At 67.9% G+C, this 14,642-nt stretch carries 16 protein-coding genes; 6 read left to right on the top strand and 10 right to left on the bottom strand.

Translation table 11 applies throughout. The features are described 5' to 3' along the window. Positions 1-100: 100 nt before the first annotated feature. A complete protein-coding gene (locus FBY20_RS27830; RefSeq protein WP_172802141.1) occupies positions 101-253 on the top strand; it encodes a hypothetical protein in 153 nt (50 codons plus the stop codon). Between the two features lie 42 nt (positions 254-295). On the opposite strand, the gene FBY20_RS26800 is transcribed toward FBY20_RS27830, so the two are convergent. From FBY20_RS26800 to FBY20_RS26775, 6 genes are all read right to left on the bottom strand, one after another. Beyond that, positions 296-649 carry a YciI family protein gene (locus tag FBY20_RS26800; RefSeq protein ID WP_056317040.1) on the bottom strand — a complete coding sequence of 118 codons (354 nt, stop codon included), beginning with the start codon at positions 647-649 and terminating at the stop codon, positions 296-298. A gap of 88 nt (positions 650-737) precedes the next feature. Continuing rightward, positions 738-929: a helix-turn-helix transcriptional regulator gene (locus FBY20_RS26795; protein ID WP_056317041.1), complete on the bottom strand. Its 192-nt coding sequence runs from the start codon at positions 927-929 to the stop codon at positions 738-740. Beyond that, the gene (locus FBY20_RS26790; RefSeq protein ID WP_142055581.1) at positions 926-1,312 is read right to left on the bottom strand and encodes a hypothetical protein; all 387 of its coding nucleotides are present in this window, start codon (positions 1,310-1,312) and stop codon (positions 926-928) included. The genes FBY20_RS26795 and FBY20_RS26790 overlap by 4 nt, the downstream gene beginning before the upstream one ends. Before the next feature lie 178 nt (positions 1,313-1,490). Further along, entirely contained in the window at positions 1,491-2,579 is a 1,089-nt protein-coding gene (locus tag FBY20_RS26785; protein ID WP_142055579.1) for an OmpA family protein, read from the bottom strand. Further along, positions 2,576-3,472 (bottom strand): motility protein A, encoded by an 897-nt coding sequence (locus FBY20_RS26780; RefSeq protein WP_063953424.1) that lies wholly within the window; start codon positions 3,470-3,472, stop codon positions 2,576-2,578. Before FBY20_RS26780 ends, FBY20_RS26785 begins: the two co-directional genes overlap by 4 nt. Positions 3,473-3,685: 213 nt before the next feature. Further along, entirely contained in the window at positions 3,686-4,261 is a 576-nt protein-coding gene (locus FBY20_RS26775) for a GNAT family N-acetyltransferase (RefSeq protein ID WP_142055577.1), read from the bottom strand. Positions 4,262-4,373: 112 nt separating this feature from the next. On the opposite strand from FBY20_RS26775, the gene FBY20_RS26770 reads away from it, so the two are divergent. From FBY20_RS26770 to FBY20_RS26760, 3 genes are read left to right on the top strand one after another with little or no spacing between them, the layout of a single operon-like run. Next, positions 4,374-6,302 carry an NYN domain-containing protein gene (locus FBY20_RS26770; RefSeq protein WP_142055575.1) on the top strand — a complete coding sequence of 643 codons (1,929 nt, stop codon included), beginning with the start codon at positions 4,374-4,376 and terminating at the stop codon, positions 6,300-6,302. 50 nt (positions 6,303-6,352) lie between these two features. Beyond that, a complete protein-coding gene (locus FBY20_RS26765) occupies positions 6,353-6,859 on the top strand; it encodes a DUF523 domain-containing protein (RefSeq protein WP_142055573.1) in 507 nt (168 codons plus the stop codon). After that, positions 6,849-7,166, top strand: coding sequence for a hypothetical protein (locus tag FBY20_RS26760; protein ID WP_142055571.1), 318 nt, complete (start codon positions 6,849-6,851; stop codon positions 7,164-7,166). Before FBY20_RS26765 ends, FBY20_RS26760 begins: the two co-directional genes overlap by 11 nt. Positions 7,167-7,213: 47 nt before the next feature. On the opposite strand, the gene FBY20_RS26755 is transcribed toward FBY20_RS26760, so the two are convergent. After that, positions 7,214-7,819 carry a hypothetical protein gene (locus FBY20_RS26755; protein WP_142055570.1) on the bottom strand — a complete coding sequence of 202 codons (606 nt, stop codon included), beginning with the start codon at positions 7,817-7,819 and terminating at the stop codon, positions 7,214-7,216. Between the two features lie 225 nt (positions 7,820-8,044). On the opposite strand from FBY20_RS26755, the gene FBY20_RS26750 reads away from it, so the two are divergent. Further along, positions 8,045-8,650 (top strand): TetR/AcrR family transcriptional regulator, encoded by a 606-nt coding sequence (locus FBY20_RS26750; RefSeq protein ID WP_142055568.1) that lies wholly within the window; start codon positions 8,045-8,047, stop codon positions 8,648-8,650. A 12-nt stretch (positions 8,651-8,662) separates the two neighbouring features. Here FBY20_RS26750 and FBY20_RS26745 read toward each other — a convergent pair whose 3' ends face one another. Beyond that, positions 8,663-9,637, bottom strand: a complete 975-nt coding sequence (locus FBY20_RS26745; protein WP_142055566.1) for a tripartite tricarboxylate transporter substrate-binding protein — start codon at positions 9,635-9,637, stop codon at positions 8,663-8,665. 433 nt (positions 9,638-10,070) lie between these two features. On the opposite strand from FBY20_RS26745, the gene FBY20_RS26740 reads away from it, so the two are divergent. After that, positions 10,071-12,488: a mechanosensitive ion channel domain-containing protein gene (locus FBY20_RS26740; protein ID WP_142055564.1), complete on the top strand. Its 2,418-nt coding sequence runs from the start codon at positions 10,071-10,073 to the stop codon at positions 12,486-12,488. Positions 12,489-12,551: 63 nt separating this feature from the next. Here FBY20_RS26740 and FBY20_RS26735 read toward each other — a convergent pair whose 3' ends face one another. Both FBY20_RS26735 and FBY20_RS26730 read right to left on the bottom strand, forming a co-directional pair. Continuing rightward, positions 12,552-13,952: a GAF domain-containing protein gene (locus FBY20_RS26735; RefSeq protein WP_142055562.1), complete on the bottom strand. Its 1,401-nt coding sequence runs from the start codon at positions 13,950-13,952 to the stop codon at positions 12,552-12,554. After that, positions 13,949-14,440, bottom strand: a complete 492-nt coding sequence (locus tag FBY20_RS26730) for a hypothetical protein (RefSeq protein WP_142055560.1) — start codon at positions 14,438-14,440, stop codon at positions 13,949-13,951. Before FBY20_RS26730 ends, FBY20_RS26735 begins: the two co-directional genes overlap by 4 nt. Positions 14,441-14,642: the final 202 nt, after the last annotated feature.

Below are 14,642 nucleotides of genomic sequence, written 5' to 3'. Positions count from 1 at the left end.
GTCGTCGCTGCCGTCCTAGCACCTCGTTACGAAGGTCCAGCCCTTGTTGCACGCGCCTCTCATACACTCGCTTCCGTCCCCAACCCTTTGAAGCACAACGATGAAAGTCCTGTTCAGTCTTGCCCTTGTCGCCACCCTGCTGACCGGCTGTGCCGTGTACACGCCGCAAGGTTCCGTGGTCGTCGATCCGCACGATGGCGGCGGCCGGGGCGGCTTCTGTCCGCCCGGACAGGCCAAGAAGGGCAATTGCTGATGCCGATGCCGGCCCGCGCCAGACTGCCGGGCCGGTGCTGCGTCACATGAAGCAGGGCCCCAGTTCCCTGACCTCGACCGTGGCCCACTGGGCGGCCGGACACTCGGCCGCCAGCGCCAGCGCTTCTTCGCGGGTCTCGCAGGTCAGCAGGAAAAATCCGCCGATCATTTCCTTGGCTTCGGCGTAGGGACCGTCCATCAACTGGCGTTCGCCGTCGCGGATGCTCAGTCGCACCCCTTCGGCATCTGACTTCAGGGATTCGGCGCGTGTCAGCAGGCCGCGCGACTGCAGCGATTCGGCGTATCGCACCATTTGCGCGTAGGCCTCGCGGCCTTCGTCGGGCGTGCGCTGGGCGCGTTGGCCCACCGGTTCTACGATCAGCAGCAGGAAAGACATGGGGACTCCCGGAGCAAACTGCAGACGCCGCGAACGGCGGGCCTGCTAGGTTACCGCCGACCCCGCGCGCGCGCCATGGCGGCGGGGCTCAGTCTTCCTGGAAGATCGATTCGATCGAGGCCTGAAAAACCCGGGCAATGGCGAAGGCGAGCGGCAGGCTCGGATCGTATCGCCCCGTCTCGATGGCGTTCACGGTCTGGCGCGACACGTCCAGGCGTTCGGCCAGCGCCGCCTGGCTCCAGCCGCGTTCGGCGCGCAATTCGCGGATGCGGTTTTTCATCGATGGCGCAGCGTGTCGACGATGGTCGTGAATGCCCAGACCCCGCCCATCAGCGGCCAGACCACAAACATGCTCAGTTTGGGAAAGCCCGCGATCTCCAGAAAGCCATACGTGAACGTGACCCCCGCCGTGACGGCAGCGGCGATTGCCAGGTGTTCCAGCGTGGTCTTGCGGATGAATTCGTCGGACCGGCGAACGGCGCGCACCACGGCGCGCAGCGCCAGCAGGAACGCCAGCATGGGGGTCAGCAGCACGACGGTGCGCAGCATGCCGGACGGCATGTCCAGACTGAGCCGCAGTGCGCCCGCCAGCAGCAAGACGTACAGCGCCAGCGCGATGCCCAGTTCCTTGAAATAGCGGCGCTTTGCCTGGTGTTGATTCATGAAAAGCCCTTGTTGATGTAAAGCGTGCTTGACATTCTGGCGGGGCGCGGGTGGTGTGTCAAGCGTCCTTTACATCAAGTGTCCTTTACATCGCTCGTCCTTCACCTCGTTCGCGAACGGCGGCGGGCCAATAAAAAACCGGCTTGCGCCGGTTTCTGAAAAGGGATCGCAGACGCGATCAAGACTGGGCCGGCGCGGCGGACGCCGGGGCCTTCGCGGCATTCCCGGCGGGCTTTGCGTTCGTGGCCGACGTCTTGCCGCCCGCCGTCTTGGCGACCGGCGATGCCGCGTTAACCGCAGGCGCGGCGGCCTGGGACGTTTCGGCCGCCTTGCCCGCGGCGGGCGCCTGAGGGGCGGTGGCGGTCTTGGCCTGCGGCGGCGCGATGTCCATGATCAGCTCGACGCGGCGGTTCGCGGCGCGGCCGGCGGCCGTGTCGTTGGACTCGATCGGGCGCGTCTCTGCGTAGCCCACCGCGCGCAGCCGTTGCGGCGCCACGCCGTCGCGCACCAGTTCGCGCAACACGCTGGTCGCGCGGCTGCTGGACAGCTCCCAGTTCGAGGCGAACTGCTTGGTCAGGATGGGCACCGGGTCGCTGTGGCCTTCGACCGACACCTGGTAGTCGTTCTTGTTGAGGATGCCGGCCAGGCGCTTGATCACGTTCAGGCCCTCGTTGCTGAGGGTGGCCTGGCCCGAGGCGAACAGCAGCTCGTTGCTGATGCGAAAGCTGACCGACTGTTCATTGACGATCACATCCACCGAATTGCCCAGATCCGCCAGGCCCAGCGATTCCTTGGACGGGGCGGTCAGCGGCTTGGCGGCCTCGGCCACCACGACCTCGTCATCGGCCGGGGCGGGCGCGGCTGCCGCGGTGGCCGTGGCGGCTGCGGGTGCTTCGGTCCAGCTGGCCGGGATCTGCACGGTCTCGAACTCGGCATACTCGCCGTCGTACTTGGGCAAGCCGCTTGCGGCCAGCGTGCCCACCAGCTCCACGGGCGCTTCGGACTTGGCGTAGCCGCCGCCGTTCAGTGCAACCGCCAGCATCACAACCAGCATCGCCAGCAGCAGCGTGATGAGGTCAAGGTAGCTCAGCAGCCAGTTCTCGGAATCCTGCTCGACGGCATCCTCGACGTGCCAGCGCGCATAGCGGTCCTGGCGATCGCTGTCGCTGGGCCGCCAGCCGCTGGCGGCGGCCGCCTTTTGCGCGCGCAGCTGCGCCTGGCGGGCCTGCTCGATCCGCTGCGCAAGGGAAGGGGAAATCAGGCTCATTGACGCGCGGCAGCGGGACGGGCGATGGACACCGGGGCGGCGGCCGTGGCGCCGGGGGCGGTTGCAGCCGGCTTGACCTGGCCTTCGGTCTTGGCCTTGGCCTTGGGCTTGGCGTCGGCGCCGCCGTCATAGATTTCGTCTTCGACGTGCATGACGAAGGAATTCAGGGTCTCGCGCACCATGGCCGGACCGCGCTTCTCGCACATCATCGAGATGCCTTGCAGCACCATGTTCATGGACTCGACGCGGCGCGCCGTGCGGCGTTCCAGCTTCAGCGCGATCGGCTTGCAGACCAGGTTGGCCAGAAGGATGCCGTAGAACGTGGTCATCAGGCCGATGGCCAGTTGCTGGCCGATGGTCTGCATGCTGCCGTCGCCCAGGACGCCCATCAGGTTGATCAGGCCGACCAGCGTGCCCAGCATCCCGAAGGCCGGGGCAAAGGTGGCCATCACACGGAACATCTGGGCTTCGGCCTGTTCGCGGGCGCGCAGGCGGGCCACGCGCCACTTCAGGAGTTCGATGATCTGGTCTTCGGGCGTGTTGTCGATGATCAGCTGCACGCCCGTGCGCAGGAAGGGGTTCGACACCTTCTTGAGCTCGTGCTCGACCTTATGCACGTCGGCGTTCATCCAGAGCTGCGCCATCGACACCAGCTCCTCGATGTCGCGCTGCTGGTCGTGCTGGTCGTTGCGGAACACCGTGCGCACCAGCTTGAAGACGCGCACGACTTCCTGCAGCGGGTAGGCGATGAACAGCGCGGCGCAGGTGCCGCCCAGCACGATCGCCAGGCCGGGCAGGTTGAAATACATGCTGGCGTCGTTGGCGGACAGCGCCACGACGATGATGAGCGTGAGCAGGCCGACAACGGCGCCGATGACGGTAGACGGATTCATGGATCTTGCCCGAGAACATGGCATTCCACGCGCGGAAAGCCGGATTGTCGGGAATTCTAGCCAGCGAACGCCCCGATCAATTCGCCGGAAAGCGGGGCGAAATAGGCGGTAAGCGCCGGCTTAATCCGCCAGTCAGGCGGGCGATTTGCTTGCGGCTGGCTGGCGGCCGTCCGACTAACCGAACGCAGCCGCCGGGCTCAAAACGGGGACGGTCTACGGCTTGGTCACGGCATCCTGCTGCGCCAGCCATTCCTCGCGGGTGATCTCCCAGATCTCGGCCAGATGGCGGCCGCTGACGAAGCCGCGCTCTTCCGTGCCCACCAGCCGCATGCCGCTGCGCGACGAGATCCGCCGCGAGGCGGTGTTGGCGATGGCCTTGGGCGCGCGCAGAACGGGTTTGCCCAGCACGCCGAACCAGTAGGCGGTGACGGCGGCGCTGGCTTCGGTCATGTAACCACGCCCCTGGTGGGCAGGGTCCAGCCAGAAGCCGCGGTTGTTGTCAGGGTCATCGTCCATCAGGCTGACGACGCCGATCAGCTCGTCCGGCTGGGCACGCGTGCGGATCGACCAATGCCACTGCGATCCGCGGCGCATGGCCGGCAGCGCGGCGTTCACCAGAAACTGGCGTGCCCCGTCGGCCGGGTAAGGCCAGGGCACCTTGTCGGCCAGAAAGCGCACGACCTCCCACTGGGCAAACGTGCGCTGGATGGCGTCCGCGTCGTCCAGGGACAGGGGACGCAGCACCAGGCGGTCGGTCAGGAGTTCGGCGGGCGGCAGGGCGTCTGGCATGGCGGGCAGAGGGTGGCGGACGAGAAGATCAAGCGGATATGTATATCATGGGCGGATTCTGGCGGTCGCCGAGGCCTGGCTTGGCCCTGGCGACCGTGGCATTGGAGAGAACATGAACAACCCCAACGAAAACGTCAGCATGGCGCTTTTCTGCGACTTCGAGAACGTGGCGCTGGGTGTGCGCGACACCAAATTCCAGAAGTTCGACATCCGGCCGGTGCTCGAGCGCTTGCTGCTCAAGGGCAGCATCGTCGTCAAGAAGGCCTATTGCGACTGGGAGCGCTACAAGGAATTCAAGGCGCCCATGCACGAGGCCAATTTCGAACTGATCGAAATCCCGCACGTGCGGCAGTCGGGCAAGAATTCGGCCGACATCCGCCTGGTCGTGGATGCGCTGGACTTCTGCTACACCAAGTCCCACGTCAACACCTTCGTCATCATCAGCGGCGACTCCGATTTTTCGCCGCTGGTGTCCAAGCTGCGCGAGAACAACAAGAAGGTCATTGGCGTGGGCGTCAAGCAGTCCACGTCGGACCTGCTCATCGCCAACTGCGACGAATTCATCTTCTATGACGATCTGGCCCGTGAAGGCCAGCGTACCGCCGAGGCACGGCGCGACACCCGGGGCGCCAGCGCCCAGCGCCGCTCGCCCGACGAGGAGCGCCGCCGCAAGGAAGAGCAGGACGCGCGCAAGACGCGCGCCGTCGAGATGGTGGTCGAGACCTTCGAGGCGCTGATGGCCGAACGCGGCGACAGCGGCAAGATCTGGGCGTCGGCCCTGAAAGACGCCTTGAAACGCCGCAAGCCGGATTTCAACGAGTCCTACTATGGCTTTCGCGCGTTCGGCAACCTGCTGGAAGAAGCGCAGTCGCGCGGCTTCCTGGAAGTCGGCCGCGAAGAGAAGTCCGGCACGTACGTGTATCGCGACAGCACGGGCGACGCGCCTACGATCCGGGGCGGTCAGGCGCACGGCGCCGGGCCGGCCGACGTTGTGACCGATAACGGGGAAACGCCGGCCGCGGGCGGACGCAATGCCCGCAAGTCGCGCGGTGGCCGCAAGGCCGAGGGCGGGCGCGCGGCGGGTTCGCAGGGCGAGGGCGCCGATCGGGACGAGACCGGGGCAGCGCCCGAGGCGCTTGCCGAAGGCGCGGATGCCTGGAAGCAGCCCGACGCGCCACAGCAGACCGAAGGCGGCACGGAGGTGGACGTGTCGCAGGCGCCGGGTCAGGGGGCGGGCGCAGCGCCTCTGGAAGAATCCCCGCGGGCGCGCACGGCCGGACAGAAGGACAACGCGCGGCAAGGACGTTCGGGCCGCCGGGGGCGCGGCGCAAGAGGCAGCGACGATGCGCGGCAATCGGTTCAGGCCGGGCACGCCGAAGCGGGCGCGGGGCTGCAGGGTTCGTCCGAAGCGCGTGGGGCATCCGCGGTGACGGAATCGTCCGGCGGGCAGGCTGCGCCTGAAAACCAAGCGGCCCCGGAAGGGCAGGCTGCGGGAGAAGGACAGGCCCCCAAAGGGAGGCCAGCCGCCGACACGGCGCCCCCCTTGATGCGGCCGATGCCCCCGCTGCCGCAATCGGCGCTTGTCTCTGGCCCGCCGCCCGTCGTGAACGTTTCCGAATGGATGTTCGTTGCGCCGCCCGCCAAAACGGAACGCGAACGCCGGGGCGAGGCCTCGGATCCCTTCGCCGGGGCGCGCCGAGGAACGGCCGGGTCCGCTTCCGAAGCTGCTTCGGACGCCACTTCGGATGCCGCTTCGGATGCCGCGCCCGCCAAGCCCGCCACGAAATCCGCGGCCAAGTCCGCTGCCAAGCCCGCCCGGGGCGCCCGCAAGACGGCGGCCAAGACGGAGGCGGCGGCCGAGACGCAGGGAACGCCCGAGCGCCCGAACGCCTCGGCCCCGGCGCAGTCTGCCCAGCCGGCGCCGTCATCGACGCCTGCCGCCGACATCGGCGCCGACACTGCTGCCCCTGCCAAGCCGGCGCGCAAAACGGCTCGCAAGACCGCGCCGCGCAAGGCCGCAAAGAAGGCCGATTCGGCCTGACCGCAACGACATCCCGGACTGCCGCCCGCCACGTTTGGCTCCTATCCCAAATGCAACACGTTCTGGTCAGCTCCTGCCTTCTGGGAAACCCCGTGCGCTACGACGGTCGCGGGGTGCCGCAAGGCGGGGCGGTCCTGACCCGCTGGCTGGCAGAAGGGCGTGTCGTGGCGGTCTGTCCCGAAGTAGCCGGCGGCATGCCGATCCCCCGGCCCCCGGCGGAAATCGAGCCGGGCCGGGACGCGGCCTCGGTGCTGGCGGGCCACGCGCGCGTTGTCGCCGTGACGGGCGACGACGTGACGGCGCCTTTCGTGCATGGGGCGCGCGAGGCGTTGGCAGCCGCGCAGGCCCACGGCATCCGCATCGCCGTGCTGAAAGAGAGCAGTCCGTCCTGTGGAAGCGGCTACGTCTACGACGGCCACTTTGCAGGCCGCCGGCAGCCCGGCGTGGGCGTCACGGCGCAATTGCTGCGCGGTGCAGGCTTGTACGTGTTCAGCGAACACCAATGGGCTGAAGCGGCGGCGTTCCTGGCCGAACTGGAGGCAAGCGATGCTGGCTGAGGCGGGCGACTGGCTGGTGCTGGCCGGGGTAGCCGGATGCGGCTACCTGGCCTGGAAGGGCATCGTTCGCACCCATCGCGGCGTCGCGTTCGCCCGCGTGGCCGCGATGGCAAGCCTGATCCTGTCCGCCGTCTTCTTTTACGCCTGGTACACGCAGTATTTGCGGTGGGAGTTCAACGAGTTGGGCCGCTACTACGATCCGATCGAACAGGTCGTCTACACGGACTCGGGGTTCGTCTGGGTGCTGCCGGCGGGTGCGCTCTTGGCCGTCGGCTTGATATTTGCCTGGCGCGGTTGGCGCCGCTGAAGCGTGCCCTTCGAGCGCGCCGGCCGGTATCCCCGACACCGCGCCTGTCAGTTTGCGCGATATCCGCGGCTAGTCATGCAAGAATCCAGCGCGCGGTTGTAGGTGTCCACCATGATCTGGGTGGTCCATTGGGTGATGGTGGCGGGATCGTAACCGCTCTGGTTCATGGCCCAACGCTGGCAGTCCGTGGTGGCGTTCGCCTGGGCGGCATCGAACGGGGGCGCGGGCTCGTATTGCACCGGCGCGTACTGCGGGACCGGCGTGGAATACGCAACCGGCGGTGCTTCGTAAACCGGGGCGGTGTAGACCGGCGCGGCTTCATAGACCGTCGTCCCATATACGGGCGCGGCATACAGCGGCGGGCTCGTATAGCCGACCCCAGAGGAATAAACCCCGGTCTGCACGTAGGAAGGCCCTGAATTGGCTGCCAGCAGCAGCCCGATCGACGCCAGCGCAAAGGCGCCGCCAATCCACCAGCCGCTGGAACTGCTGCCACCGCCGCCGTGGTGATGGTGGTAGCCGCCACCATGACCGCCGCCGTAGCCACCACCATAACCGCCCCAATTCCCGCCACGCCCGCCAGCCATTGCTGGGGCGCTGGCAACCGCCAGCGCCAATCCCACAACAACCGCCCGGCCCACAAACCGCTTCATGATCTTGCTCCAAGGCCGTCCGGCATGGGCAGATTGCCATCAGGCCGGACGATAGCCGTACTGTACTGCGCCGGCGCCTCGGCGGTATGTCCAGAATCGCTACGGGAATTTCAAGTGATTTCAGGCGTCTCACGGCGGCACGGCTGCAAGCCGAAATGGCCAGCGCGCGGCCAGTCTGCGTCGCCTTCGGTAGCGCAAAGCAGGGATCGGTAGTACTTTTCCGCGATGATCACGGCAATACCCGATTCGGCACCGCAGGACAAGCGTCTTACCAAGGGTGAACGCACGCGGCGGCAACTGTTGACCGTCGCCGCAGCGGAATTCGCCGAGCGGGGATTCCAGCACACCCGCGTCAGCGATATCGTCGCCCGCGCCGGGGTGACCCAGCCCGTGTTCTATCAATACTTCACCAGCAAGCAGGCCGCCTATGACGAGCTGGTGGGCCTGTTTGCCCAACGGCTCCGCCAGGCCATCAGCCAGGCCCGCTTGCCCGGCGACCTGCAAGGTGCGGCACTCGTTGCGCGCATCCGGCAAGGCATCGGCACGCTGCTTGCCATCTTGCAGGAAGACCCCAACCTCACGCGAATCGGCTTTTTCCAGGCCGACGCCGCCGAAGCGCTCAAGGACGAACTGGTGGCCCTGATCGCCGACAACGTCCGCTCAGAGCAGCAGGCAGGCCTGTTCCGCCCGGAAATCTCGCCCGAGTGGTTCGGCCAGTCCCTCATGGGCATCATCGAACGCTTCACCCGCCAGCTCCCCGACGCCGCCACGCAGAAAGCGCTGGCCGAGTTCATGACGGATCTGCTGCTGGACGGGATGCGCAGAAGGTGAGTCTCGCGGGGTTTACTCCACCCGAGCCCCCGACGCCGCCACCACCTTCCCGGCCGCTTCAAAATCCGCCTTCAGCAATTCCTGAAACTGCGCCGCCGACTTCGCTTCGGCTTCGACGCCCAGCGAGGCCAGGCGGGCCTGCACCTTGGGGTCAGCCAGCACCTTGTTCACGGCGGCGTTGATCTGGTCGCGGTCGGCGGCGGAGATGCCCGCCGGGGCCAGCAGGCCGAGCCAGGAGTCGAAGGCGTAGCCGGGCAGGCCGCTTTCGGCCACGGTGGGCAGGTCGGGGGCAAAGCGTGAGCGGGTTTTGCCGGTGTAGGCCAGGAACGTGACGCGCGGGTCGTTGCGGTAGGCGGTGACGCCGATGGTTGCGGCGGTGACGGCCTGGACGCGGCCGGCCAGCAGTTCGGTCACGGCGTCGCCCGTGGACTTCATGGGGATGTGCTGCATCTGCGCGCCGGCGGCCGTCAGGAACGACGCCATGCCCAGGTGCGAGGCGCTGCCGTTGCCTGCGGACGCGTAGTCGTAGGCGCCGGGCTTGGCCTTGACGGCCTGGATGAATTCGGCCGTGTTCCTGGTGTTCAGCGATGCGGACGCAAGGATGATGTAGCCGGTGTTGCCGATGTAGGCGACGCCCGTGAAGTCCTTGCCGGGGTCGTAGCTGAGGTTCTTGTACAGATATCCGGCGATGTTGTGGCTGGCGGCGGCCAGGACCAGGGTGTTGCCGTCGGGCTTGGCGCGGGCGACCTGGGCGGTGCCCACGGTGCCGCCGGCGCCGGCGCGGTTTTCAATCACGATCGAGGCGTCCAGGGCCTTGCCCAGTTCATCGCCGATGGCGCGGGCGATGGTGTCCTGGACCGCGCCGGTGCCGTAGGGCACAACGATGCGGATGACGCGTTGGTCGGCGTGCGCGGTGGCCATGCCGATGGCGGCCAGGGCAAGGGCGAGCAGGGTGTTGCGGCGTGCAGCTTGGAATCGGGGGGGCATGAAGCGGACTCGTGGTTGGGCGCGCCGCCCGGATTGCGGCGCGGGTAGGGCGGCGTTGGACTCTAATCAATGGGCGCGTCCGCACCAACGAATTAATCGCCGCTTGTTTATTGCCTGCGGCGATAAGGCCGCCCGTCCGGCCCCCGCGCGGCCGTCGGGATAGGCCCCGGCGCACGGGTCCCGGTCCCGATCGGCACGCCGCTCCCAAAGGGGACAGACCATGGGCTTTATCATGTGCCAGTGACCAAGCCGCGACTCCGGTCGCCGGCGCTTTTTTTTGCCCTGGCATCCATGCCCTGATCGCAGAGGAGATTTATTAGTGGTTCGATCCGCAACGACAGCATCGCACTCCCTTCCGACCCGCCATCATGCCGCCGTCTCCTGGCGGCGCAGACGGGAAAGGCCATGGCTGGCGGCCTGGCTGCTGGCGGCGATGCTCAGTTGCTTGTCGTTCCTGTGGCAGGCCCCGGCGGTGGCCGCGTTCCCGCTGCTGCCGGCTGCGTCGGCGCAGGAGCCGGCAGCCACGCCTTCGACCCTGACCCCCGCCGCGTTGGCGGATCTGCTGGACAACCCCGAAGCCCGCCAGGCCCTGATCGACCAGCTTCGGTCGCAGGCGGCAGGAGACAAACAGGCGCCGGCGGGCAACGCGCCATCGCGCGCGGCGCCCGCCAAGCCAGTTCCCGCCACGCCGGCCGAACCCAGCCTGCAAGAGCGCATGGCCGACGGCGTCCAGCGTTTCCTGACCGGCATTGCGGCCGACATGGGGCAGGGTGCCGACGACCTGCGCGCGCTGGCGTCGGGCCAGAACCTGCGCATGGACAGCGGCGAGGCGCGTAGCGCCTTGCTGCCGCTGGCGATGGCCGCCATCGCCACCATCATCGCCTTCATCCTGCTGCGCATGATCGCCATGCGCATCTATACGCGGATCGACCATTGGGTTGCCGAGCAGGGTTGCGAAACCGGCACGCCGCCCCCGCGCGGCAAGCCGGCGTCCATGAAGGTGCTGGCGCGCCGCGCAGGCGCGATCATCGGCGCGCTGGCCATCGACGTGGCCGTCGTCCTGCTGGCCGCCATGGCGGGCGGCGCGGCGGCGCTTTGGACCACGCCGGGGCGCGGCACGCTGGACGGGCTGGCCTCGCTGTTCCTGCAGGCGTTCGTGGCGGTGGAGATCGTCAAGGTGCTGATCCGCACGGTGTTTGCCGTGCGGCATCCGCATCTGCGCCTGTTGCCCATGTCGGACGACCTGGCCAAGTACTGGAACGCGTGGCTCGTGCGCATCGTGGCGGCGGCCGGTTACGGCACGCTGGTGGTCGGCCCCGTGATGGCGGCTGCGCTGTCGCCCGCGCTGGGTCGGCTGACGACCATGCTCATCATGCTGGCGGTGTACATCTACGCCGTGCGCGTCATCTGGCAGAACCGGCACGCCGTTCGCGAACGCCTGGACCGCCGGGCGGCTGGCGCCGCCACCTTCATGGGATCGCGCCTGCGCCTGCTGTCACGCATCTGGCACGTGCTGGGCATCGTCTACTTCACCATCCTGCTGGTGGTCAGCCAGGTCGACCCGACGGACGCGTTGCCCTTCATGGCCCGCGCCACGGCGCAGACGCTGGTGGTCATCGGCGTGGGCAGCCTGCTGATCCTGCTGCTCAATGCCATGCTGTCCAAGCCGATCCGCCTGTCGGACGACCTGCGCCGGCGGCTGCCGCTGCTGGAAGCGCGCGTCAACGCCTACGTGCCGGCCGCGCTGAAGGTGGTGGGCTGGATCATCCGCATCATCATCGTGCTGCTGATCCTGGACGCGTGGCGGGCCTTTGACCTGTCGCGCTGGCTGGCGTCGGACGCCGGCGCCGCCGCGATCAAGGTGGTGCTGAACATCGTCATCGTCCTCCTGATCGCCATGCTGGCGTGGACGGTGATCGCCAGCATCATCGAGCACCGCCTGAGCCAGAGCGAAGAGCGGGGCATGCCGAGCGCGCGCGAGCGCACGCTGCTGGCGCTGTTCCGCAACGCCGCGCTGATCGTCATCGTGACCATGACGCTGATGGTGCTGCTCTCGCAGATCGGCATCGACGTCGGTCCGCTGATCGCGGGCGCCGGCGTGGTGGGCCTGGCCATCGGTTTTGGCGCGCAGAAGCTGGTGCAGGACATCATCACCGGGGTCTTCATCCAGCTTGAGAACGGGATGAACGAGAACGACGTGGTGCAGGTGGCAGGCGTTTTCGGCACGGTCGAGAAGATGACCATCCGTTCGGTCGGCATCCGCACGCTGGACGGCGGCTACCATCTGGTGCCGTTCTCGTCGGTGGACGTGGTGGCCAACCACATGCGTGACTTCTCGTATCACCTGGGCGAATACACCATTGCGCACCGCGAAAGCGTGGATGACGCGATCGAGCATCTGCGCGCGGCCTTCGCCGAACTGATGACGGATTCGGTGCTGGGACCGGAGATCCTGGAAGAAATGACCGTGGCGGGCGTCACGGCGGTCAACGACAAGGGCGTGACCATCCGCATCCTCATCAAGACCACCCCCGGCATGCAGTGGGCGGTGCAGCGCGGCTACAACCGGCTGCTCAAGAAGCACTTCGACGCCGCCGGCATCGAGCTGCCGTACCCGCACACGGTGGTGTACTTCGGGCAGGACAAGCGCGGCTTTGCGCCGCCCGCCAACGTGCACCTGCAGGCCGAACGGCCCGACGAGGGCGGGGACGCGCGCGCCGCGGGCCATACGCGCCGCCGCTTGAAGCCGGAAGCGGCCAACGCCGATTCGGCAGAGGTGCTGGGCAACGAACTGGAGGCCCGCGAAGAGGCCGAAGCCGATCCCGCGCGCACGGAGCCGGCGCGCAGCTAAGGCCATCGAAAGGCCTTCGCGGCACGGGCAACGACACCTCTGGCGGGTGCCGTTGCCCGTGAATCATGCCGCCGCGTCGTCGGCGGATTCCAGCCGCAGCGCGCGTGCCGCCGTCAGCGTATAGCAGCCGCGCCGCACCTTGCTGATCTGCAGGGGGCCGCCCCAGTCGGCCAGGCGGCGTTGCAACAGCAGCAGGCGCACGCCCAGGTTGTCCTGGATGTCGGGCAGGCCGAGCGAGCTACCCGCCAGCCGCAATTGCCGCGTCGAAAATGCCCAGCGCCCCGTGCGCTGGGCGTCGTTGGCGATCTTCCAGAGGATGGCGCCTGCCACGCCCTTGATGAGGTATTGGTCGTCGATGAAGATCGTGCCATCGCGGGGAAAATAGCGCAGATGCAGGGCGGGCCCCGTATCCCTGCCTGCACCCAGGTCTCCCTTCCCGAATGCGTGCCCGGGCGGATCGTCGCGGTCCTGCGCCGGCATGGGCGGCGCCGCGTCCAGTTCCGCGCGTTGCAACGCCACCAGCGTCTGCGCAAGCTGCGCGCCCAGCACCGCCAGCGCGTCCTCGTCGTCGTAGCCAAAGAACTGATCGCTTTCGCTTTCGACCAGCAGCGCGCCCACGGTCCGCCCGCGCGCACGCAGCGGAACGGCCAGCTGGCTGCATGGCGTGGCCAGGCCCGGCAGGGCGATCGGCTGGCCGCCCGTCCAGTGCTTGTCCACGGCGATCTGGTGCAGCGTGCGGCCATAGCGGTACATGCGCGCCATATGGCCGATCCGTAGCGCCACGCCTTCGCGCACGGCCACGCCAACCAGGCTCGCTTCGGCCAGCGGCAGTTCGGCGCCGATTCCCTGCTGCGGGTAGCCCATGCTGGCAAGCGCATACAGCGTCTGGCGATCCCCATCCAGCAGCCACAGGATGGCGTGCCGGACAGCCAGATCCTGGCGCAGTCCGTCCAAAGCGACCTGCGGCAGTTGGGCAAGTTCGCCGCATTCGGCCAGGCGGGCCGAAACGGCGCGCGCACCCGCCGCCAGATCGCAGCGCGGCTGCAGCGTGGCTAGCGGCGCGCCCGGGTGCAGGGGAGCGATGTCCAGCACCGCATAGATATCCGCGCCGCGCAGCCGGAACACGTCCTCCATGCCCGAATGCGCGGCGATGCCCGCCAGCTTGGCCCGCAACCGCTCGAAGACCGGCCCTTCGGTTTCGGTGCGCACATAGCGCAATTGCAGGCCCAAGCCGCCGCCGGAGCGGGGATCCTCGACCATCAGGCTGGCTCGCCGCGTGACAAGAATGTTCTTGCGGCTTTGGTTGAAAAACTGGAACGTCAGCGCGACGTGGTTCGTGTCCACGTACTCGACGTGCGACAGCAGATTGACGTGGGGAATGCCGTCGGCAGACACGCTGCAAAGCGTGGGCGGAATGCCGCCGTCCAGAATGCGGCGCACCCCAAGCAGTGTCAGGGCGCTCATGCGTCAGGCTCCAGCGCGATGGCCTGGCCGGCGTCGGGCCCGGGCGTCTGGTTCCACGCACCCGCCACGCTGAAGGTGATGGCCGTCATCGCGTGTGCCGCAATGCCGTACCAGTGGTCCAGGAAGGGCGCGCCGGCAAAGCCGTCGACGTCGGCCAGTTCGCGGGCCAGCGTGTCGCGCCGCAGCATCAGCAGGGCGTCGTGGGATCGCTGCGCAGGCGCGACGCGCGCGTCATGCCCTTTGACGTGCAGGGTGCGGTTGCTGCGCGGAGAGGTGGCCAGCAGGGCGACCTGGGCGGTTTCTCGCACCGCGGCCACCACCCGGGGCGCGGCGCATTCGGCAATCAGCACCAGCAGACGGCCGTCGGGCAGCGCGTCAACGGCCAGGGCGCGGCCGACATGCGGATTGCCGTCCAGATCGCAACTGCCCAGCCGCAGCGAAGGCAGGGCGGGCAGGCTAAGGCTCCATTCGGCGGGCAGTCTGGGCACGGCGCGAGGCCTCAAGACGGTTGGACGTCGGCGTGCCGGAAATCATAGGCTGCTTAACAGACTTTTAGCAACGCGCGGCCCGGGCTTTTCCTAGACTGTCTTCGCTGGCTGGCACTCGGGATTGGACCGGCGCCGCGGCCGGCATTCGCGCCACTGTTCAACGCGCGAATCCCGCTTTTTCACCGCACAAAAGGTCTACTCC

The sequence above is a fragment of the Achromobacter sp. SLBN-14 genome (assembly GCF_006715415.1).
Lineage (GTDB): Bacteria > Pseudomonadota > Gammaproteobacteria > Burkholderiales > Burkholderiaceae_B > Achromobacter > Achromobacter mucicolens.
Note: the sequence above shows the minus strand (reverse complement) of the source record. Positions and strands in the feature narration are given on the sequence as shown.

Excerpts from the sequence above, each read along its gene's own strand:
- FBY20_RS27830 (WP_172802141.1), top strand. The coding sequence starts at position 101 with ATGAAAGTCCTGTTCAGTCTTGCCCTTGTCGCCACCCTGCTGACCGGC.
- FBY20_RS26800 (WP_056317040.1), bottom strand. The coding sequence starts at position 649 with ATGTCTTTCCTGCTGCTGATCGTAGAACCGGTGGGCCAACGCGCCCAG.
- FBY20_RS26795 (WP_056317041.1), bottom strand. The coding sequence starts at position 929 with ATGAAAAACCGCATCCGCGAATTGCGCGCCGAACGCGGCTGGAGCCAG.
- FBY20_RS26790 (WP_142055581.1), bottom strand. The coding sequence starts at position 1,312 with ATGAATCAACACCAGGCAAAGCGCCGCTATTTCAAGGAACTGGGCATC.
- FBY20_RS26785 (WP_142055579.1), bottom strand. The coding sequence starts at position 2,579 with ATGAGCCTGATTTCCCCTTCCCTTGCGCAGCGGATCGAGCAGGCCCGC.
- FBY20_RS26780 (WP_063953424.1), bottom strand. The coding sequence starts at position 3,472 with ATGAATCCGTCTACCGTCATCGGCGCCGTTGTCGGCCTGCTCACGCTC.
- FBY20_RS26775 (WP_142055577.1), bottom strand. The coding sequence starts at position 4,261 with ATGCCAGACGCCCTGCCGCCCGCCGAACTCCTGACCGACCGCCTGGTG.
- FBY20_RS26770 (WP_142055575.1), top strand. The coding sequence starts at position 4,374 with ATGAACAACCCCAACGAAAACGTCAGCATGGCGCTTTTCTGCGACTTC.
- FBY20_RS26765 (WP_142055573.1), top strand. The coding sequence starts at position 6,353 with ATGCAACACGTTCTGGTCAGCTCCTGCCTTCTGGGAAACCCCGTGCGC.
- FBY20_RS26760 (WP_142055571.1), top strand. The coding sequence starts at position 6,849 with ATGCTGGCTGAGGCGGGCGACTGGCTGGTGCTGGCCGGGGTAGCCGGA.
- FBY20_RS26755 (WP_142055570.1), bottom strand. The coding sequence starts at position 7,819 with ATGAAGCGGTTTGTGGGCCGGGCGGTTGTTGTGGGATTGGCGCTGGCG.
- FBY20_RS26750 (WP_142055568.1), top strand. The coding sequence starts at position 8,045 with ATGATCACGGCAATACCCGATTCGGCACCGCAGGACAAGCGTCTTACC.
- FBY20_RS26745 (WP_142055566.1), bottom strand. The coding sequence starts at position 9,637 with ATGCCCCCCCGATTCCAAGCTGCACGCCGCAACACCCTGCTCGCCCTT.
- FBY20_RS26740 (WP_142055564.1), top strand. The coding sequence starts at position 10,071 with ATGCTCAGTTGCTTGTCGTTCCTGTGGCAGGCCCCGGCGGTGGCCGCG.
- FBY20_RS26735 (WP_142055562.1), bottom strand. The coding sequence starts at position 13,952 with ATGAGCGCCCTGACACTGCTTGGGGTGCGCCGCATTCTGGACGGCGGC.